Source organism: Methylophaga sp. UBA678 (assembly GCF_002299105.1).
Classification (GTDB): Bacteria; Pseudomonadota; Gammaproteobacteria; order Nitrosococcales; family Methylophagaceae; genus Methylophaga; species Methylophaga marina.
This window is the reverse complement of sequence record NZ_DBNG01000007.1, coordinates 120,542-141,656: the sequence shown is the minus strand read 5'-3', so window position 1 is coordinate 141,656 and position 21,115 is coordinate 120,542. Positions and strand designations below refer to the sequence as shown.

The following is a 21,115-nucleotide window of genomic DNA, read 5'->3' as shown; positions in this document are numbered from 1 at the left end:
AAAGATGAGAATACATGCTACGCCAGCGATATTTGCCTGCGTAAAAGCAGGACTTTTACCCATAATACAATCAGGGCTAACCATTCAGCCCTGATTGTATTTTTATCTAACGGTTACGATGATGTACTAAGTGGTATAAAGCCGGTAGCACGATAAGGGTAAGTAAGGTGGATGACACAATACCGCCGATAACCACCGTCGCTAAGGGCCGTTGTATTTCTGCGCCGGTACCCGTATTGAGTGCCATAGGAACAAAACCAAGGCTGGCCACTAAAGCGGTCATCATTACCGGACGTAATCGTAATATCGCCCCATCCAAAATTGCTTTATAGAGATCGCCATTTTGCTGCCAATGATCACGAATAAATGACAACATCACCAAACCATTCAATACAGCAATACCAGACAGTGCAATAAAACCAACAGCCGCTGAAATCGACAGCGGCATATCCCTGAGTAGTAAAGCCATCATGCCACCCGTTAATGCCAATGGCACACCGGTAAAGATAATCGCTGCATCCTTCAGAGAACCCAGCATGGTGACCAGTAATAACAAAATACCAAATAACGTTACCGGGACTACAATCGCTAACCGCTGACTGGCTGAGGCTAACTGTTCAAAGGTCCCCCCGAACTCCAGCCAGTAACCCTCAGGTAATGTCAGCTGTTGATCGAGCTTCTGCTGAGCTTCCTGCACAAAGGATCCCAAATCACGATCTCTGACATTGGCTGTGACGACAACACGGCGTTTCGCGTTTTCGCGCGAGATCTGGCTCGGCACATCAACCAGTTTAATCGTTGCCACCTCGGATAAAGGCACATAACTACCGGATGGTAATGCAATCGGTAGCTCACCTAATGACGCGATATTCTGACGCTGTTCATCATCAAGTCTTATTACTAGTTTAAAACGTCGATCACCTTCATAAATTAACCCTGCCTCCTGGCCACCAATAGCTGTCGATAACATCGTCTGCAAGCTATCCACACTGAGGCCATAACGGGATAGTGCCAAACGTTTGGGTTCCACTGATACCATCGGTAAACCACTGACTTGTTCCAGTCTGGCATCCGCTTGGCCGGGTATATCTCTGATAATAGTTAAAATGGATTGAGCTGATGTTTTGAGTTTCTCCAGATCATCACCAAAGACTTTAATGGCCACATCCGCCCTGACTCCTGAGATAAGCTCATTAAAGCGCATCTCGATCGGCTGGGTGAATTCATAGTTATTGCCAGGTAAGGCCTTTGCAGCTGCCTCGATTTGTTTGATGAGTTCAGACTTTGGCAATGCCGGGTTGGGCCAGTCTTTTCTTGGCTTTAATATCAGAAATGTATCAGCCACATTCGGCGGCATCGGATCGGTCGCCACTTCTGGCGTGCCGATTTTGGCAAAGACGCTGTCTACCTGTGGAAACTGTTTCAGCCGTTGTTCGAGCACTTCCTGCATCTCTATCGATTGCTGCAGACTGGTCCCCGTAGTGCGTAAGGCATGTAAGGCAATATCCCCTTCATTGAGCTGAGGAATAAACTCTGTGCCCATTTTCGATGCTAGTGTCAGTGAAAAGACCACCAAAACGAGCGCAGCAAACACCACCAACCAACGTAACTTCAGACTCCATATCAATACTGGTCTATAAATCGACTTAGTGGCTGAAATAATCAGACTTTCGCTCTCTTTGACTTTGCCTTTCATCAACACAGCCACGGCTGCAGGTACGATAGTCAGTGACATTACCATTGCTGCCAGTAAGGCCAGCACCACTGTTGATGCCATCGGTTCAAACATCTTGCCCTCCACCCCAGTCAAGGTGAATAAGGGGATGTACACCAAGGTAATAATCAATACCCCAAACAGGCTGGGCCGAATCACCTCATTGGTGGCATCAAATACCACAGCTAGCCGTTCATTCAATGGTAATGCTGTAGCGCGTCCAGACTGAGCCAGTGATAAACGCCGTACACTGTTTTCCACGATGATCACGGCACCATCGACAATCAGACCAAAATCCAATGCGCCAAGACTCATCAGGTTTGCTGAAATTCCGGCCTGAACCATGCCGGTGATGGTTGCCAACATGGCAAGTGGTATCACAGCTGCAGTGATTAATGCAGCGCGAATATTACCCAGTAATAAAAACAACACTACAACGACTAATAATGCGCCTTCCAGCAAGTTTTTCTGCACAGTAGCAATGGCTTTATCCACCAAGGTGGTTCTGTCATAGACCGCTTCAGCAATAACGCCGTCAGGTAAGGTCGCCTGAATCTTACTTAACTCCGCAGCAACCCGTTTGGCAACCTCACGTGAGTTCTCCCCTATCAACATCATTGCCGTGCCCATGACCGTTTCCTGACCATTCTGGGTGGCGGCACCGGTTCTCAGGGTTTTACCAATGGCAACATCAGCGATATCCATGATCTTGATGGGTGTGCCTGTCATCTGCTTCACCACGACCTGTTGAATATCGTCGATGGTTTTTAACTGGCCAGGAGAACGCACCAGCAATTGCTGCCCGTAACGCTCGATATAACCAGCACCACGATTACTATTATTTGCCTTTAATGCCTGCTGGATGTCGCCAAAACTAATACCAAACTCCAGCATTTTTTGTGGTTCAGGCTGGATGTGATACTGCTTGGCATAGCCGCCTACCGTATTGACCTCGGTAATCCCAGGCACACGTGTTAGACGGGGTTGGATTATCCAGTCCTGTATTTCACGTAATGCGGTCAAATCATACGGCTGTCCATTTTCCTGTCGGGCTTCTGGATCGGCCGAAACGGTATAAACAAAAATCTCACCGAGTCCGGAAGCAATCGGCCCCATTTCTGGTTCCAGCTCATCAGGTAGTTCATTTTTGATGCTAGCTAGGCGGTTGTTCAGCAGATTACGGGCAAAATATAAATCCGTGCCTTCTTTGAATACGACGGTGACCTGAGATAAACCATAACGAGAAATCGATCGTGTGTACGACAATTGAGGAATACCTGCCAAAGCACGTTCAACCGGATAGGTAATACGCTGCTCAGTTTCTAGCGGCGAATATCCCTCAGCTTTGGTATTAATCTGTACCTGTACATTAGTGATATCCGGTACCGCATCAATCGGTAAATGCTGATAGCTCCAGGCACCGGCGGCTATCAGTAAGATAATGAATGACAAGATAAGACCACGTCGCTCAATGGAGAAACGTAATAGTGAAGTAATCATAACGTCTCCTTGAGTTTAGTGGCTGTGCTCAGCGCCGTCTTTTTCAAGATCGGCTTTTATCAGATAACTGTTTTCAGTCACTATTTGCTGACCGGCATTGAGGCCTGACAGCACTTCTGCGTACTGTGCGTCCTGAATACCCAGCGCAACTGGCTGTGGTGTATAAGCGTCACTCTCCTTGATGAAAACGACTGTTTTGTTTTCATATTGCTGCAAGGCAGATAATGGGACACGGACTTTAACTTCGCGTTTATCAATAAGGACCTGCCCACCCACCAGCAAACCAGGAAACCAGTCATCATCAGGATTTTTGAATTTCACTCTGGCGATTCTAAATGGCTCACCATCAGTATTTGGCAGAAGCTGGGAAATAACAGAATGGGTTTGCATATCATCACTCTGTAAAACCACTATTTGCTTTGCTTTAACCTGACTCGCCTGGGAAGGAAACATCTTGAGTTCGGCCCATAAGGTCGATGTATCCGTAATCGTAAACAACGTCTGCTCAGAGACGACTTCACCGGCATTGGCATGTTTGGCTATCACGCTGCCTGATAATGGCGCGGTGACATTGTAGGTCTGCAAGCTGCTATTCGATTCGACGGTGGCTAATACCTGCCCTTTTTTCACCGTATCGCCATACTCAACATACACACGCGTTATTCGTCCGGCGAATCGGGCCGTCACATGGCTGGTATGCTCAGGAGACAGGGTCACGATACCGTATAGGGTGAGTGTTTTACTAATATCACCACCACTGACAATGGCTGTCGAGATGGCATTTAATGAAGCCATGTCCTCGTCAATATGACTGACTTCTTCATCATGATGACCAGCGTGTTCATGTTCATGCTTATCTTCATCGGCAAAAGCGGTCTTTACAGATAACAACGCCCACATAAAAAACACGATTAACATTAAAAAGTAAGGAAGGGTTTGATATCGCTTAATCATTACTTATACCCACATTATTTTGTTCGATTAATAACGGTTCTGCTGTCAGCTGTTCAATTTCTGCCGCCAGCAGTAAGGCATCAGCTGACGCCTCTATCAGAGCACGCTTGGCATTAAGCAGCTCTTGTCTTGCTGTCAGGAAATCAAGGTAGCTATATAGGCCACGCTGATAAGCTGTTTTGGTTTGAGTTAAGGCGTCGGTCAACTGTGGGATGATGGATTGCCGCAAGGTTGTGGCCGAGGTAACTGCCTGCTCTCGTGCTGTGTATGCCTGATACAGTTGTGTATGTATACGCAGCAGAAAGTCTTGTTGGCGAAACGTTATTTCATTTCTTGCTGCCAATGCTGATTTCACCGCTGACTCAGCACGTTTTTCTGCAAATAACGGCACAGAAAACCCTGCTACCAAGGCAGATTCATCAATATCAGCACTGCGCCGAATACCCACAGACCAATCGATATCGGCCTGCTGTTGGGTTTTTGCCAGACGAATTTCAGATTCTTTTAAACGTGTTTCAGCAGCAAAAAATGCCAGCGACGGATTATTTTTGACCCGTTCGAACAGTGACTCAAACGATCTACTACTCCCGTAATCAAACAGTGATCCAGCTACGTTATTGAATTGTGGCTGCATCTCACCCCATAGATTAGCCAGAGCCATTTTATGGGCATGCATTCGCTGTTCGACACGTGAGACATTTAATCTGGCCTGCTCAACGGCGGCCACTGCACGGGCATAATCAGCTTTAGGCGCAATCGCAGCCCTGACACGTTTATTGACTTCATCAGCCGTGGCTTGAGCAAGAGAGACTTCTTCCTTAGCAAGCTGTATTCGCTGTTTATCAATCAATAACTGAATATAGTTTTTGGTGACCGTACTGAGTAAATCAAGCGAAGTAATCTGTTTTTTTATTTGCGTCAATGCCAGCTTTTGATCAACCACATCAACCCTGGCTTGTTTTTTCCCACCTAGCTCCAGCACAGAAGATAAAGACACCGTGAGTTCAGCTGATTTCGTGCCACTTAGCTGACCTGTACCAGCCACGTTCTCCAGTTCAGCCCCTACGCGATAGGCTGGTGATAGCTGAGCAGTTTCACGTTCAGCCTGCAGGCCTTGTTCACGGAGAGGAAAGACGTTGAGTGATGGATTTTGATTTAACGTTTTTTTAATAGCTTCAGCTAATGTCAATGTAATGTTTGTAGAGGCATAGGCCTGAAAAGACACAGTAAACAGACTGAAAGCACAATAAAGGCAGACACGCAGTAATAGCGTTTGCCCATCTAAACAAATGAGTTTCATGATAGAAGTCCTGAAATAAATACTCTTTCATCACGAATACGTGACGAGCGAAGGTGTTAAATCAGAATCAGGCTTTCGGTGGGCGGTACATCGAGCTGACAGAACCCGACGCAGGTGTGTATTGGTATGGACTGAAAAAAAGTGTCTTTAAATAAAGACAGCGGTAAGCTCACCACATGCGGTACAGCAACAAAATGAACACAATGACTGTGGCCACATTGATGTTGATCGGTATCCATATGGATGGAGTCTGGACTATCATCAGCGATAGGATCGATGAGACTGTGATTATCTTGCTCATCAAAAATAATATGATGTACATCAGCCGCGACAATGCCAGTTTGCAGCACCATCATCAGAATCAAGCTGTATAGAAAACATTTGATGTTCATCATGACTGATAGGATAACGTAAACTCACGTTCAGATGAAATAGCTTAGCTGACACCTAACCAAAGGATGAGATGATGACATTCAAGATAGTCCTGACTGTTTGCCTATTTTTGATGATTAAACCGGTGCTGGCTGCTGAAGACAATATCAAGATGATACGTGATCTGGCCTATGGTAGTTCGCCCTTACAGACCATGGATGTCTATCTACCCGCAAATGCGAAAGATGCCCCTATTCTGTTATTAATCCACGGTGGTGCCTGGCAATTTGGTGATAAACGCAGCACAGGCTTAATCAAAAACAAAGTGAATCGCTGGGTAAAGAAAGGATTTATTCTTGTTTCGGCTAATTACCGTTTGGTTCCGGAAGTGGATCCCATCACACAGGCTAAAGATATTGCCGCTGCCATTTACACCATACAAACCCAGGCCGAGCAGTGGCAAGGTGATGCTGACAAAATGATGATACTGGGTCACTCCGCAGGTGCGCATTTGCTCGCTTTATTAACCAGTCATCAAACACTGATGCAAGAGGTCAATATAAGGCCTTGGTTAGCCAGTTTTATTATTGATAGCCAGGCTTTGGATTTAGTCACTCTAATGCAGCAAAAACATGTGGAATTCTATGATAAGGCCTTTGGTAAACAAGAACATTACTGGCAGCAGGCATCCCCGATTAATTATGTGAATGGTAATGAAATCCCGATGTTTGTTGTCTGTTCTCTTCAACGTGAATACGCCTGTGACAGTTCTGCGCGTTTTGTAAACACACTTCATCAGGTCGGTAGTCAAGCTGAACTACTGCAATTAGATCTGACACATGATGAGACACTTGAAGATATAGGTTTAAATAATACCTACACTCAAACGATAGAGAACTATATGTCAGCTCTCCACCCTGAGATCAAAAATAGATTGATTCACTCAGATAAGAAAAACCCACCAACACCGTAGCCCTATTCACTGCGTTGTTGGTGGAGAAAGCTTATTTACCTTTAATTTTCAGCTTGAGTTGCTCTTCAAGCTCATCGCTATCTTTAGCAAACGCGGCAAGCTTTTGGATATCGATTAAAGTCATAGGCTGTTTAGGCGTCATGTCTATCTTGAACTTATGAGGGTCTTCCACAAAGTCCTCCATAGCCTCATAAAACATTTGCTCTGCAGGTTGACGAGAGGTCTCAGCTCTTTTCTTAAGCTGCTCCGTCAGCTGGGCTTGATACGCCTTTTCAGTGACATTCATCTGCTTGGCGGTGTTTTTCATCATCAGATCAAAGGTATTGTCTTGTTCTTTAATTTCAAGCTGGAAATGATGAATAAGTGCTCTTTGCATACCACCCAACATCAATACCACGGGATCCAGTGGCATATTCTCTATTTCCGCTTTGACTTCCAGCTTTGCCACTTTATTCAGTTCCGATTTCAGCGTGATATCGATAAATGAAAGCGTATTCTCTTTGGCTGGTTCATAATCATATTCCAGGTAAAAATCGGTGGTGGGTTTACCTTCAGTAACCTGATCCACCACTTGATAAAATGCTTTTTCAACGGGTTTGTAACTTTGCTGACCTAGCAGTTTAAAATCAACTTCTGTGGCTATGCGGTGTAAGGTAACTTCAAGATGAGGAGGTAACTGAGAATTGTTCAGCGAGCTTAACCCTGCTTTGCTATCCACCGTCACCGACTCAATACTGATCATTTTAGGTGTGGGTGTTTGAGTCATACCTGAAAGACCCGATGTATCGATACTGACATTCTTTAATGTTACCGCATTAGAAAAAAGTGATGTGTCCAGCGTGCCGTATTTAATGGTGCTTGTGCCATCAAACTGCATCAGTTCCATATCAATGCGTTCTTTGATTACTTCATGTTTTTTATAATCCGCAAAAAAATAACCTGACACAACAGCCAGCCCGACCAGGCTGCCAAGGATAAGATGTTTTTGTTTCATTAAAGTCCTTAAGATGAAATGTGAATGGTGATGATGCCAGTCAAGGCACCGTTAGAAATGGTATTGCGGCCTTGTGTCGTCTAGAACTTTGTCTAGACTGAAGTCGAAGTACTGCGCTTGAGACACCATATAGTGTGTGTAACCTAATGTGATCAAATTACTGCATTCGTAGAGGTACCATCTGCATAGTAACAATACTGATTGCGTCCAGCCGCTTTAGCCGCATACATAGCCTTATCTGCTTTTTTGAGTAAGTCTGATGCTGTCGAAGCATCAGAAGGATACTGCACAATGCCTATACTGGCAGACAATCGGCAATCCATACCATTAATAGGATAAGGCACATTGAGTTTACTGATTAATCTGTCAACAAAGCGTTTCAAATCATTTTTGGGAAACTCACCAGACAGCAGAATAATAAACTCATCGCCTGCATAGCGAGCAATGAGATCCGCATTACGACATGTTTTTGTCAGTACATCCGCAGCATGGCGCAATACTTCGTCACCAAAGTCATGGCCATAATTATCATTGAAGTCTTTGAAATTATCCAAGTCGAGGAATAACAACACTAGGTTGTCACGTGAGATGGAGTCTTGAACCATTTCCATTTCATGTGTGAGTGATTTTAAAAATAAATCTCTGTTGGCCAGCCCTGTGAGATTATCGTAATTGGCTTGTTTCCAGATAAGCTGCTGTGCTGCCATATCATGTGTGATATTTCTGGCAATAATGGAACCGCCGATGAGCTTGCCATTCTGATCTTGCAAGGGTGAAACGGTTTCCGACGTATTCATCACGAAGCCATCTTTATTTTTTCTAGTCGTTTTGTAGTGCTCCAGACTTTCACCGTTATTAATGGCTTTGAGAATATCATCAGATTGCGGATTCTCTTCATCATAGAGTGCTGAAACTGGTTGTCCAAGAATTTCACCTGTACTAAAACCGAAAATATGCTCAGCACCGGCATTCCAGCTTGTTACTGTACCATCCAGTGACAAGCTGAATATGGCATCTTCAGATGACTCAATAATCGCCTGGTATTCTTGACTTAAACGGATAGCCTTAACTTGCTCTGTAATATCGCGGGCAATTTTTGATGCTGCAACAATATGACCATCGGCATCATAAACAGGTGAGATAGTCACTGATACATCTATCAGGCGACCAGATTTATGCTTACGAACCGTCTGAAAATGGTTAACCACTTCGCCTCGACGTATTTTTTCCAGAATATCCGCCTCTTCTTGTTTTTTATTATCTGGAAAAATTTTGAGCATACTTTCACCGATCATTTCATCAGCGCTGTAACCGAAAATCTTTTCCGCTGCCGGATTCCAATTCAACACAATGCCATCTAGGGTTTTACAAACAATGGCATCAAAACTTGAATTAACAATGGATTGATAAATACTTTCTTTAAATAAACCGATATTGAGATCTTGACGTTTTTGTGTCACAGGCGTAAATCCATGGTTGTCTGTTCTCTATTCTATGACTTATACGTACGCGATATCTACGCTTATTCGAATTTTTCTTGAATAAGCCAATCAAAGAATGTTCACTTTATCCATTTTTTCACTTAACGAATTCAGAGGATCACGTCATGGCATTATCATCAAACGTTCTAAAACAGTGTGCCTTGTTATCCAGTTTGGCTTTGTTTTCTTTGTCCTCAGCGATGGCTGACAGCGAATCTAACAAGCCTGTCGTTGAACAGTTGGTCGATACCTTAAGCAGCATTGCGGGACCACACCCAGGTATTCGAAAAAATCATGCGAAAGGCATTGTTGTCTCAGGTGAATTCACCCCTGGTTCTGATGCTGCAACGGTGTCTAAGGCAGTCCATTTTGAAGCTTCTGCCACACCTGTGACAGTTCGTTTTTCAAATACCACCGGCATTCCCGATATTGCTGATAATAATCCCGGCTCATTTCCAAAAGGGATTGCCATACGCTTTCATCTTCCGGATGACACGTATACCGACATCGTCAGTATCTCCGTTAATCGCTTCCCCGCTGCCACCCCCGAAGACTTTTTAGGTCTATTAAATGCAGTAGCTACTTCTGGACCTGATGCCTCCTCACCTAAACCCATCACGCAATTTCTAGCCAGCCACCCTGACGCTAAAACATTTGTTGAAACACCAAAACCCGCCCCAGTGAGTTTTGCAACGCAACCATTTTATGGCGTGAACGCGTTTAAATTTACTAATAAAGAAGGTGATGTTAGATATGGTCGTTATCAAATTATTCCTGTGAATGGTCCAGAGTATCTCACTGATGAACAACGCGCTGCGGCTGGCAAAGATTATCTGTTTGAAGAATTACCCAAACGTCTGCAACAAAGTCAGGTAGAATTCACACTAGGACTACAGATAGCGGATAAAGGCGATGTCTTGAATGATCCGACTATAGTTTGGCCGGAAACTCGCCAAATCATTAAATTAGGAACGATAAGCCTGGATATTGTTGATCCTAATGGTGAGCAGTTCGCTAAACAAACCATGTTTAATCCTCTCGCTCTGACCGAGGGTATTGAAGCCAGTGATGACCCTATTTTGCTTGCCCGGCCGTCAGCCTATGCGATTAGCTTTGGTCGTCGAATTTCTGGTCAATAAAAAGGAACGGTGATGAAAACAAAAAAGCCAGACATAACTCTGGCTTTCTTATTATGGACTCGGGTGCTTACCACTGAGACTCACCCGTTTCTGGGTCATACATTTCATGATGAATGCTGTTGCGGTTAGCAATCAGTTCATCAATTGTCGGTGAACCTGACATCGCACGTTTAATCGCTAACTTCATCGCTTCATAGTTGGTGCGGTATAAATCTTTACGATCTACATCTGGATTGGCTGCAGCATCAGGTGCAATCCAGATCATGGCGACAATACATAACTCTTCTGCATGCTCTTTAGGAATCACACCTTCAATCACGCTATCTAACACCGCATCGGCTACCGCTGATTGAACCGGGCCACCAAACAGCTCAACATATGCACTGGATTTGATAGTGACTTTCGGCACAATCATGGTCGCTGGTTTAACTTGTTGATTGGTCGCACGAATCGCAAACATGCGCGTGTGCCCTTCTGTTTGCCCCATTAAATTAGCAAAGGCATGACCTGCTGGTCCTTTGACGCTACCAATCAAAATTTCAGGCATCGCATCGGTACCTTGATCTTCACTAGCGAAAACGGTGGCTTCTGCGGTTTTAAACCATACTGGTTCTGACATGTTGTTAACTCCGTTGATGATAATTTGTGCGCCATTTTAGGCTGATGCCAGAACAAGCCACAAGCGTTTTTTACGGCTTGAGTTACTTAATAAAATAAGCCTGTTCAAAAACATGCTGAACAGGCTTGTTGCAACAGCGATGAATCATGCGACTGAGTTAATATTCCAATACAATCCGATAACGCACATCGCCTTTCCGAAGCTTGTCGATGGCTTCATTGATTTGTTCAAACGGATAACGCTCAATGACCGGTTTCACACCATGTCGTTGGGCAAATTCCAGCATCATATTGCTGGTTTGCATACTGCCAGTATCCGAGCCTGAAACACTACGCTGCGCTTCAGTGAGATTAAACACTCTCAAATCCAATGGTTCGAGTGTGGCACCCACAAAATGTAGCCGACCTTTGGGTTTTAATTTACTGAGATATAAATTCCAGTCTAATTTCACATTCACTGTCGATAAAATCATATCGAATTTTCTGGGTAGTAAAGCCATTGCTGTGTCATCACGTGAATCCACACTGAAATGTGCGCCCATATCCAGTGCTTCCTGCAATTTATTCTTGCTGGTGAACGCGGTAACTTCACAACCCCAGGCATTGAGAAACTGCAAGGCAATATGACCCAGCCCGCCGATCCCTATAACAGCCACTTTATCTGTCGGTTTGATATCAAATTGAACCAGTGGATTAAAGACGGTAACACCACCACACAATAATGGTCCGACTGATTCCAGATCTATGTTTTCAGGTAATGCAATGACACTATTCGCATTAGCTCTGACTTTATCTGCAAAGCCACCATGATGGCTGACAATGGTGCCAGTGAGGTCAGAACACAGGTTTTCATCGCCGTTATGACACTGCTCACAAGACTCACAGTAATCCGCATACCAACCTAAGCCCACGACTTGACCAACGTGAAACTGGGTAACCTCTTTACCGATTTGATTAATAACCCCCACCACTTCATGTCCAGCTACTAATGGATAGGAAGACATACCCCAATCATTATCAATCATGCTGATATCGCTGTGACAAATACCACAATACTTCACCGTAATTTCAACTTCGTTCTCGCCTAATGCACCTGGCTCGAAGGTATATGGAGTGAGCTTCTCACCGGGGTTCATTGCAGCATAAGCATTAATCATCAATGGATCCTTTACTAAAAACGTCATAAAAAACAGCTTTATATTCTAAAAATATATGGGGAAGAACTTATCTCAGAATGGCAATATTTTATGGGCTATCAAGTTTTCTTTAACTTAGATTAAACCTACACAAAACTGAGCCGATAGTCTTTATAGCTCGGACAGAAATTAGGTAAAAAAACAATGAATATAAACCTGCAAAGCATCAGAACAAAAAGCTCTATACCCGTGGTGGTTATGGGACTCACGATTATTGTCGTGATTGCCCTATTTTTATGGATGATGGCGAAACAAAACCACGCCATTGAACTACAAACTGAATTATTCATGCCTGCCAATGAAAAGATATTAAATGCAGATAGAGACTTACATCAGGCTAAAATCGCTGCGATAAATGTGATGGCCAATCGTGGTAATCGTGATGAAGAGGTCGCGGTATGGCAGGAAAATGCCAAACAGGCGTATGAACGCTACGAACAGTTTCTGAGCTATGTGCAAATTTATCCCGATGTGGCGGCAGGTAGAGACGCATTTGAAGCAGCCTACAATCAATGGATGATAGCGGCTGAAAAAATGGTGAATGACACCAATTCATCTAACGAACGTCAGCTCGCTCAGCAAGAAGAAGAAACATTCCAAAGCCTACGCTCTATTTTAGATAATAAGGGTGAGGTCTTACTCAATAAATTTGACGCTTTAGATGCTCAGCTGAAAAGCGAGTTAAAACGCAGTATGAGCATAACCATCATCGTTGTGTTAGCGATTATTATTGTCGCGCTCTACTTCAGTTACACCGTGCCGAAAAAACTCACTTCGGATATCAACGATCTTATCAAACGCATTGATATGATTGCCTCTGGTGATGGCGACCTTACAGCCAGACTTGATGTCAATTCAAAAGATGAGTTTGGTGAGCTGGCCCAATCCTTCAACCGATTTGTTGAGAAGTTACAGGACTTAATTAAATCAACCTTAGATAATGTTAAAGGGCTCAGCTCTCTGACAGTGCAATTAGCTGATTCGTCAAATAAAACAAAAAGTATCAATGAAACCTTAAATTTATCAACTGAGTCGATTGTCAGTGCCGTACATGAAATGACATTGGCGAATAAAGAAATGTCGAATGTGGCCACCAACTCAGCCTCAGAAGCTGATCAAACTTCACAACTCGCCGCAAAAGGCATACATGTTGTTGAAGAATCCAATAAATGTATCTCAGAACTGATTAAAGATATGGATACCGTTCTCAACTGTTCAGAGCAGTTGGAGCAAAACTCCACCAGTATTCTCTCGGTGCTGGAAGTCATCAGTTCAGTGGCAGAACAGACCAATCTATTGGCACTGAATGCTGCTATTGAAGCCGCCCGTGCAGGAGATCATGGTCGCGGTTTTGCCGTCGTTGCTGATGAAGTTCGTTCATTAGCTACCAGAACGCAGCAGAGCACAGATGATATCAGCCAGATTATCAGTCAACTACAAAGCTCTGTCAGTCAATCTTCAACGGCGATTACTCAGGGTAAAACCGACGTCGATAAAACAGCCAATACGTTCCAGGAAGCCTCTTCCGTGTTTGATGAAATCAGAGCATCATCACGACGAGTAAACGATATGGCGATTCAAACAGCTGCTGCTACAGAAGAGCAAACGGCTGTAGCTGAAGATATCAGTAAAAACCTGCATGGTTTGAACCAGCAGACTGAATCAGCTCAACAAGTGTCTAAAACAGGTGATGAGATTTCGAAAAAAATCACCAATTTCTCAGAAAACATGATGAACTTGATGGGCCGTTTCAAAGTGTAAGACCACACAAAAAAGAACCAGATCATCATGATCTGGTTCTTTTTTAATGCAGAAATAAGACAATTTCCAGTGCAATCAGGATAATGATAATCCATTCCAGCGTAGAAGAATGTTTGTGGTTCTGTTCATTAGCCAGCATATCCAAAAGCTCATGAATACTTTCCAGCTTCTTATTCAACACATTAATCCGTGCCACCACATCCAGATAGCGTGAAACGATGGTATACAAAGGTTCAAGCTCAGGATAATCCCAAAAAAACTCAGGCGTATCCAGCAGACTATAGTTCAGCAAAATATCACCACGTGCACCAAACAACACGCCCCGCGATTTCGCTATAGCTTTTCTGCTCATGGCCACTTTTCCTGTTTTGGCTAATGAGACAGGAATATGAGCATGAGCCTGAATCACTTCCTGTGCCAGTCGTTCAAATTCGGCCAGCTTCACGGATTGTGCTAAGGCATGAGACACCGCTAACCTCTCCATGCTGTCCTGATTGGCAAAGCTGATTTTATCAGCATGCATTTTGATGGTATCGGTATGGCTATCAAACGCATACTGTTCAAAGTCTGGCACTGTTTTGCTATCTAAAACAAATGTTTGAATTTTAGTCAGCAAGGATTGTTTGGTATTTTCAGTCACACCCCAGAAAACGACAACGCCATAATCGAACAGAAAGGCCTCACCGGAGTCGAGTTCCAGTTGCATGGCATCGTGCATGCGTATGAAGCGATAATTCTCTTTGAGAAAATGCTCTAAATCGGGCAATACAAATGAGCGTCCAATCGCTAGCGATTCAATCGATGCTGTGGCAAATTGTGTCATGTTGTACCCCTCAAAAAGTGTTGGCGTACTCTACGCCGAAACGATTGATTTGGGTAGTAAAAACTGTGTTCAAAGACATAAAAATTTACATAGTGATAGCGACCTTCAACACCCCATCACGTTGATGTGAAAATAAATCATAAGCTTCAACGATATCGTCCAATTTATAACGATGTGTCACCATGTCCTGCAGATTGACTCGACTGGACTCAATGACACTCATTAAGCGACGCATACGTTCTTTGCCCCCCGGACATAAACTGGTGATAATTTTGTGATCCCCAAGACCGGCACTAAAGGCATCAAGTGGAATAGTTAAGTCGCTTGAATACACACCTAAGCTAGATAATGTGCCACCAGGTTTTAAAACCCGTAACGCCGACTCAAAGGTTTGCTGTGTTCCCAATGCTTCAATCACCGCATCCACACCACGACCACCCGTGATTTTCATGATTTCCTGGATAACATCCACTTGACGGTAATCGAGTGTGATATCTGCACCTAACTGTCTAGCATAGGCCAGACGTTCATCAATGCCATCAATGGCAATAATCAGACTGGCCCCTTTTAATCTGGCGCCAGCTGTCGCACATAAGCCAATCGGCCCTTGAGCAAATATGGCCACAATATCACCAATCTTAATATTGGCTGATTCAGCCCCAGCAAAACCGGTAGACATAATGTCGGGGCACATTAATACTTGTTCGTCACTCAAGCCATTTGGTACTGGAGCCAGATTGGCTTGAGCATCCGGTACGACTAAAAACTCAGCCTGTGCACCATCTATCGTATTGCCAAACCGCCAACCGCCCATGGGCTTATAACCATGATGAGAACATCCACCATCCTGTGCTGGCAGGCCATCCTGGCAGGCATAAGAATAAAAGCTTGGACATATTGCCCCTGCAATTACGCGCTGCCCTTCTTCATAACCTTGTACATTTTTGCCCAGCTTTTCGATTGTGCCGACCGGTTCATGGCCAATCGTTAAGCCTTGTTCAACTGGATATTCACCTTTAAGAATATGGACGTCCGTACCACAAATTGTGGTGGTGGTTATACGTATCAAAGCATCGTTATCACCAATATCTGGTATCGGCTTTTCAACGATTTCAATTCGTCCTTTTTCAATAAAGGCGGCTGCTTTCATGTTGCCAGACATATCGACGCTCCTCACATAAGTTGTTCTAAGCTTAGCTATGAGTTATGACAGTATCACTATCATCAACAACGTGTTATGACCTGGATCAAGCGAATGAATGTTCGCGTAAACCGTCTCAATAAAGCACCTGACTGACCTACATCAATGTGAATCTCTATCCTGTTTTAGAATAGGTCTACATAGAAAAGCCTCAATAGTGACGCTAAGCAATAATTACGTTACGGCATCTAAGGTTATGAATAAAAAGGACTTAATAACATAAACACGTGACAGATCATTGGCTTTGTCTTCTTTAGTATTGTGCTTAATCAGCCAGCGCTAGCACAAAATAACTTATCCAAAAAACCAGTTCTTCCTGACTCGATTGTCGGTAAGTACATGCTCTATAAAAGTGGCTCTGTTACCTCTGTTGCACAGAAGAAAACATGGTTAATCACCTATGCAGATGAGTTTTATGTGTATAGCCGGAAAGGGACTTCAGGTACCAGTGCCAGAGCGAGCTACAATGGTCGTGGTATGTTGACCATGAGCGACAAACTGTCAGACGAGATGATAAGCCAGTAGCATGAGATATTTATTTGTCTCATTCGCACGTGAGTGCACAGTATGCGTCGATTTTTCTCTCGCTGAAAATTAGCGTTTTTTTAGCCTGTCTTATTTATGCATCAACACCGTGACCACTTAATGTATGCAGTTTCGACACGGCCAGTGACGCTGCAGCGGTTCGGGTTTCAACACCGAGCTTCACAAACACATGTTCCATATGTTTATTCACTGTACGAGGGCTGGTACCCAAGATTTCACCAATACTTTTATCGGTTTTACCCAATATGACCCAATGCAACACTTCTGCTTCACGTTTGGTCAGATTAAACACCGCTTTTAGAGCTTCAACCTGCGCCGCTTCAGACTCTTCACGTAACAAAATAAGCCATTGTTCCTCATTACGGATATCTGCCGGCGTAAAAATTAAGCGTCCGGTAGGATGATTAATCATCAGTGGTCTTAAACGCTTTTTGCCCCCCTCACTTAGTTGCTGAATCCATTGTTGAAGTTGTTCAGCATGTTTACCTTCATCACTTTTATCATTGAGGTATTTATCGACCAAATCACGAGCGAGTGGGGTTTGCCAGATGATTTTATCGGTGCCGGGCAGTACCGCAATTGCCGCTTGGCCAAAAGCATCCAGCGCACCTTGGGTATGACTCATCATTCTTGAATTTTTGAGATGGGTATTTAAGCGGACAATGACTTCTATCGGGCTTAATGGTTTGGTGACGTAATCAATACCGCCGGCAGAAAATCCGGCAACCACATCTTCCGACTCTGTTAATCCAGTCATAAAGATTACTGGTATATGACGTGTATTAATATCCTGTTTCAAGCGACGACACACATCAAATCCACCCAGCTCAGGCATCACCGCATCTAGTAACACAATATCCGGATAGGCTTCATTACAAATACGAATCGCATCATTGCCATTATTTGCCACCAGTACGGTGTAACCCGACTCGACAAGAGAAGCATGTAAAAGTGCTAATGTTTCAGGCGCATCATCGACCACTAGCACCACAGCATTTTGATTCGCTTCAGTCATTTTGCAGTTTCTCTTTAATAAATTGTTTCATATTCTCCAATTGAAATGATTCTGCCATTTGACGCATTTCATTAATAAACGTTTGACTCGCCATCCCTTGTGATTCGAGCTCATCAATGATTTCTCTCACCCCCATAATGTAGCCCAAATCCAGCATTTCAAGCAGTGATTCTAATACATGTGTTTCAGGGATTATCTGCTCACTATCAATAGATTCATCTGTTTCAGGCACTGTTTCGTCGGCCTGAATCCATTCTAAATGGAGCCTCTCACCAATCCAATTAATCAGCTCCATCAAATTGACAGGTTTAAGGACAAAATCACTCGGTAAGATACCCGATGAATTTTCCAGGTTCCGGTCAAACGCATTGGCAGAAATAATACAGATATGTACATCAGACTGATGTACATTTCGAATCAGATGACAGGTTTCCCAACCATCCATTTCAGGCATGGCCAGATCCATGAAAATGATATCGGGTTTAAAATCAGGGTAGATACGTAAACACTCGGGGCCTGACGCGGCCTCTTTGACTTCAAAGCCTAATGGCGTCAATACATTCATCAACAACTCTCTGTCGATGGGTTCATTATCAACAACCAGTAATTTACGACGTGGCCCTTTGTAACCAACAGGCATACGCATTGCCAGCGAAGGTAATGCTTCATCAAGACGCACAGTAGGTAAAAATAAGCGAATGTAAAAGGTGGTCCCCTCACCCACTTTGCTTTCCAAATCCAATACACCGCCCATCAATTGGGTCAGTAATTTACAAATGGTCAGGCCCAGACCAGTGCCACCAACCCCCGTTGCGGTATTGCCTCTGACAAAGGGCTGAAAAATATTTTCAATGTCTTTTTCATCAATCCCGGGCCCTGTATCTGCCACCTCAATGGATAAGAATTCACGAGCATAACTGAAGTGAATATCGATACCGCCTTCGCGAGTATATTTGACGGCATTACCAATGATATTAATCAGAATCTGGCTGAGGCGTTTATGGTCGGCTCGCACAACCGGAGGTAAGTCATCAGGTATGCTGTAATGAAATCGTAAGCCTTTATTCTTAGCCTGAATTTCAAACATACTGACGATTTGCTGAATATATTCGGGAAAGCGTAAGGATTTAATATCAAACTGCAACTTACCACTTTCAATTCGGGCAATATCCAAGGTGCCCTCAATTAATGACAATAAGTGTTCACCACTGCGTAAAATCACTTTAGTGGCATGTTTATTATTGCCAACGATATCGTCATTATTATCCAGTAACTGAGCATAACCAAGAATGCTATTGAGTGGTGTGCGTAACTCATGACTAATGCCGGTAATATAACGGCTCTTCGCCTGATTCGCCTGCTCTGCTACCACTCGCGCTTGTTGTAATTCAGCATCTGTCTGTTTATGCAGAATGATTTCACGCTGCAGTAAATTATTTTGATTGTTCGATTCCTGTTGAGCGACATTTCGACTTTGTGAGGTCAATACCAGCCACCAAACAATAATGCCACTTACCAGGACGAGTGCTGAAAAGGCTTTGATAAAGCCAAGTTGTATGGCCGGCATGATATGTGCTGAATACTCGGTCACTGTCAAAGAAATATGCACATAGATAAGGCCGAAAATAGATGCCAAAATCAACACTGTCAGAGACATCAGCAATAGATAATGTCCAACACCACTATGAATATTGCCTGATAAGGCTTGTGGTAACACTTTGCTGATGATGTTTTCCCACTGTGAGGTCAACCGCCCGTGTGGTTTACAAGCATCATTACATCGGGCATCCAAACAGCAGCATAAAGAACAGATTGGCCCCTGATAGGCTGGGCAATAGGCCACATCTTGTATTTCATAGTCACGCCCACAAATACTGCATGTTTCCTTGGTTTTACTCGGGTGAAAGGTAAAAGGTTGGCGGGCAAGATAGTATTTACCCTTGGTATACCAAGCAATTAAAGGTGATGCGACTAAAGCCGTGAACATAGCAATAAAGGATGAAAATGCCTGCGCCTCTAAACCAAACACACCCAAAAAGGCAGTGACGGAGATCAGTGATGCTATACCCATCGCCCCTACACCAACAGGATTAATGTCGTATAAATAGGCTCGACGGAATTCAACGCCCTTGGGACTCAATCCTAAAGGTTTATTAATCACCAGATCGGCTACCACTGCTGTAATCCACGAAATTGCTATATTGGAATACAACCCCAGAATTTGCTCGAGCGCCTGAAACACATCAAGCAACATGAGCATAGTAGCTATCAGTACATTGAATAATAGCCAGACAACCCGACCGGGGTGACTATGTGTCAGGCGGGCAAAGAAATTTGACCAAGCCAAAGAGCCGGCATAGGCATTGGTAATATTAATTTTAATTTGTGACAGCACCACAAAAAAGACGGTGACCGCCAATAACACATCGGTATTAGCAAACACATAGCTAAACCCCACGTAGTACATATGGGTGGGATTAATGGCTTCTTCGATACTCATCCCTGCCATGAGGGCGAGATAGGCCAATAAGGCGCCAATAAACATTTTGGCCATGCCCATTGAAATCCAGCCTGGGCCTGCCATTAACACACCCAGATGCCATTGGAAGGAATTTTTTTTTGTCCGTTCCGGCATAAACCGCAAGAAGTCGACCTGCTCCCCGACTTGTGGAATTAATGCCATACCAATAGCGACAGCGGTACCAAACATGTAAATATTAAAGTCACTGTCATAGCCGGATTCACCGGCAAAGTTCATCAAACCAGAAAAGGCGTCAGGTTGCTTTATAAAGATAAATACCAACGGCAAAATCATCATAAACAGCCATAAAGGCTGAGTGAGCATTTGGATACGACTGATTAAAGTGACGCCATGTGTGACAAGGGGGATCACGACCACAGCACAGATGAGATAACTGACATAGAGTGGGATGGTGAAATACAAACTCAAGGCATAGGCCATGATCACCGCTTCGAGTGCAAATAAGATGAAGGTGAAGGTGGCATAGACAAAAGATGAAATCGTCGAACCGATATACCCAAAACCAGCGCCGCGCGTCAGCAAGTCCATATCCAGACCATATTTAGCGGCGTAATGACTGATCGGCAAGCTGGTTAAGAAAATAATTAAACTAACGGTTAAGATTGCCCAAAAGGCATTGGTAAAGCCATAGTTGACGGCAATAGTACCGCCGATAGCTTCTAGAACCAGAAACGATATCGCACCCAACGCGGTATTTGAGACACGAAAAATGGGCCATTTTCGGAACGAATTTGGCGTAAACCTTAAGGCATAATCTTCCAGAGTCTCGTTAGCTACCCAGGTATTGTAATCACGTCGTATTTTAACAATACGTTGTGGTGCTTCATTCTCAGCAGAAGGAGTGATGGCATCATTCGGTGTCAAATTCATATCCTGACGTTGGGAAGATGCTTTTGCCTGTCCGTTAAACAAACAGCAACTTGGTACAACAAACGATTCAACATCTTAACTGATGCTCATAGTCATTTTATCTACGTAATTCTACG

At 43.8% G+C, this 21,115-nt stretch carries 16 protein-coding genes and 1 pseudogene; 4 read left to right on the top strand and 13 right to left on the bottom strand.

Annotation, left to right across the window (positions count from 1 at the left end; all coding sequences use genetic code 11):
- Window positions 1–106: 106 nt before the first annotated feature.
- From B3014_RS03560 to B3014_RS03545, 4 genes are read right to left on the bottom strand one after another with little or no spacing between them, the layout of a single operon-like run.
- On the bottom strand, window positions 107–3,214 hold the full coding sequence (locus B3014_RS03560; RefSeq protein ID WP_289244888.1) for an efflux RND transporter permease subunit: 3,108 nt from the start codon (window positions 3,212–3,214) through the stop codon (window positions 107–109).
- Between the two features lie 15 nt (window positions 3,215–3,229).
- The gene (locus B3014_RS03555; protein ID WP_289244887.1) at window positions 3,230–4,168 is read right to left on the bottom strand and encodes an efflux RND transporter periplasmic adaptor subunit; all 939 of its coding nucleotides are present in this window, start codon (window positions 4,166–4,168) and stop codon (window positions 3,230–3,232) included.
- Window positions 4,161–5,468, bottom strand: a complete 1,308-nt coding sequence (locus B3014_RS03550; RefSeq protein WP_289244886.1) for a TolC family protein — start codon at window positions 5,466–5,468, stop codon at window positions 4,161–4,163. The genes B3014_RS03555 and B3014_RS03550 overlap by 8 nt, the downstream gene beginning before the upstream one ends.
- Window positions 5,469–5,524: 56 nt before the next feature.
- Complete coding sequence (locus B3014_RS03545) at window positions 5,525–5,863, bottom strand: hypothetical protein (protein WP_289244885.1); 339 nt, start codon at window positions 5,861–5,863, stop codon at window positions 5,525–5,527.
- 68 nt (window positions 5,864–5,931) lie between these two features.
- On the opposite strand from B3014_RS03545, the gene B3014_RS03540 reads away from it, so the two are divergent.
- The gene (locus B3014_RS03540; RefSeq protein ID WP_289244884.1) at window positions 5,932–6,813 is read left to right on the top strand and encodes an alpha/beta hydrolase; all 882 of its coding nucleotides are present in this window, start codon (window positions 5,932–5,934) and stop codon (window positions 6,811–6,813) included.
- Window positions 6,814–6,844: 31 nt separating this feature from the next.
- Here B3014_RS03540 and B3014_RS03535 read toward each other — a convergent pair whose 3' ends face one another.
- Complete coding sequence (locus B3014_RS03535) at window positions 6,845–7,807, bottom strand: hypothetical protein (RefSeq protein ID WP_289244883.1); 963 nt, start codon at window positions 7,805–7,807, stop codon at window positions 6,845–6,847.
- Between the two features lie 152 nt (window positions 7,808–7,959).
- Window positions 7,960–9,267, bottom strand: a complete 1,308-nt coding sequence (locus tag B3014_RS03530) for a PAS domain S-box protein (RefSeq protein ID WP_289244882.1) — start codon at window positions 9,265–9,267, stop codon at window positions 7,960–7,962.
- A 146-nt stretch (window positions 9,268–9,413) separates the two neighbouring features.
- Between B3014_RS03530 and B3014_RS03525 the strand changes: the two genes are divergently transcribed.
- Window positions 9,414–10,427, top strand: coding sequence for a catalase family peroxidase (locus tag B3014_RS03525; RefSeq protein ID WP_289244881.1), 1,014 nt, complete (start codon window positions 9,414–9,416; stop codon window positions 10,425–10,427).
- Window positions 10,428–10,494: 67 nt separating this feature from the next.
- Here the strand turns inward: B3014_RS03525 and fae are convergent, their stop codons facing one another.
- The 3 genes and pseudogenes from fae to ahr form a co-directional block, all read right to left on the bottom strand.
- Window positions 10,495–11,046 carry a formaldehyde-activating enzyme gene (fae, locus tag B3014_RS03520; RefSeq protein ID WP_091714631.1) on the bottom strand — a complete coding sequence of 184 codons (552 nt, stop codon included), beginning with the start codon at window positions 11,044–11,046 and terminating at the stop codon, window positions 10,495–10,497.
- A gap of 32 nt (window positions 11,047–11,078) precedes the next feature.
- Window positions 11,079–11,129 (bottom strand): annotated as a pseudogene (locus tag B3014_RS15075) (AgrD family cyclic lactone autoinducer peptide); the annotation flags it as partial.
- Between the two features lie 74 nt (window positions 11,130–11,203).
- Window positions 11,204–12,229, bottom strand: coding sequence for an NADPH-dependent aldehyde reductase Ahr (ahr, locus tag B3014_RS03515; protein WP_289244880.1), 1,026 nt, complete (start codon window positions 12,227–12,229; stop codon window positions 11,204–11,206).
- A gap of 156 nt (window positions 12,230–12,385) precedes the next feature.
- On the opposite strand from ahr, the gene B3014_RS03510 reads away from it, so the two are divergent.
- Window positions 12,386–14,002, top strand: a complete 1,617-nt coding sequence (locus tag B3014_RS03510; RefSeq protein ID WP_289244879.1) for a methyl-accepting chemotaxis protein — start codon at window positions 12,386–12,388, stop codon at window positions 14,000–14,002.
- A gap of 43 nt (window positions 14,003–14,045) precedes the next feature.
- On the opposite strand, the gene B3014_RS03505 is transcribed toward B3014_RS03510, so the two are convergent.
- Window positions 14,046–14,825, bottom strand: a complete 780-nt coding sequence (locus B3014_RS03505; protein WP_289244878.1) for an RMD1 family protein — start codon at window positions 14,823–14,825, stop codon at window positions 14,046–14,048.
- 85 nt (window positions 14,826–14,910) lie between these two features.
- Entirely contained in the window at window positions 14,911–15,987 is a 1,077-nt protein-coding gene (locus B3014_RS03500) for an NAD(P)-dependent alcohol dehydrogenase (RefSeq protein WP_289244877.1), read from the bottom strand.
- 378 nt (window positions 15,988–16,365) lie between these two features.
- Here B3014_RS03500 and B3014_RS03495 point away from each other — a divergent pair, with 378 nt between their 5' ends.
- Complete coding sequence (locus tag B3014_RS03495; RefSeq protein WP_289244876.1) at window positions 16,366–16,551, top strand: hypothetical protein; 186 nt, start codon at window positions 16,366–16,368, stop codon at window positions 16,549–16,551.
- Between the two features lie 94 nt (window positions 16,552–16,645).
- Here B3014_RS03495 and B3014_RS03490 read toward each other — a convergent pair whose 3' ends face one another.
- Window positions 16,646–17,587: a DNA-binding response regulator gene (locus B3014_RS03490; RefSeq protein ID WP_289244875.1), complete on the bottom strand. Its 942-nt coding sequence runs from the start codon at window positions 17,585–17,587 to the stop codon at window positions 16,646–16,648.
- Window positions 17,580–20,999 carry a hybrid sensor histidine kinase/response regulator gene (locus tag B3014_RS03485; RefSeq protein WP_289244907.1) on the bottom strand — a complete coding sequence of 1,140 codons (3,420 nt, stop codon included), beginning with the start codon at window positions 20,997–20,999 and terminating at the stop codon, window positions 17,580–17,582. The genes B3014_RS03490 and B3014_RS03485 overlap by 8 nt, the downstream gene beginning before the upstream one ends.
- Between the last annotated feature and the right edge of the window lie 116 nt (window positions 21,000–21,115).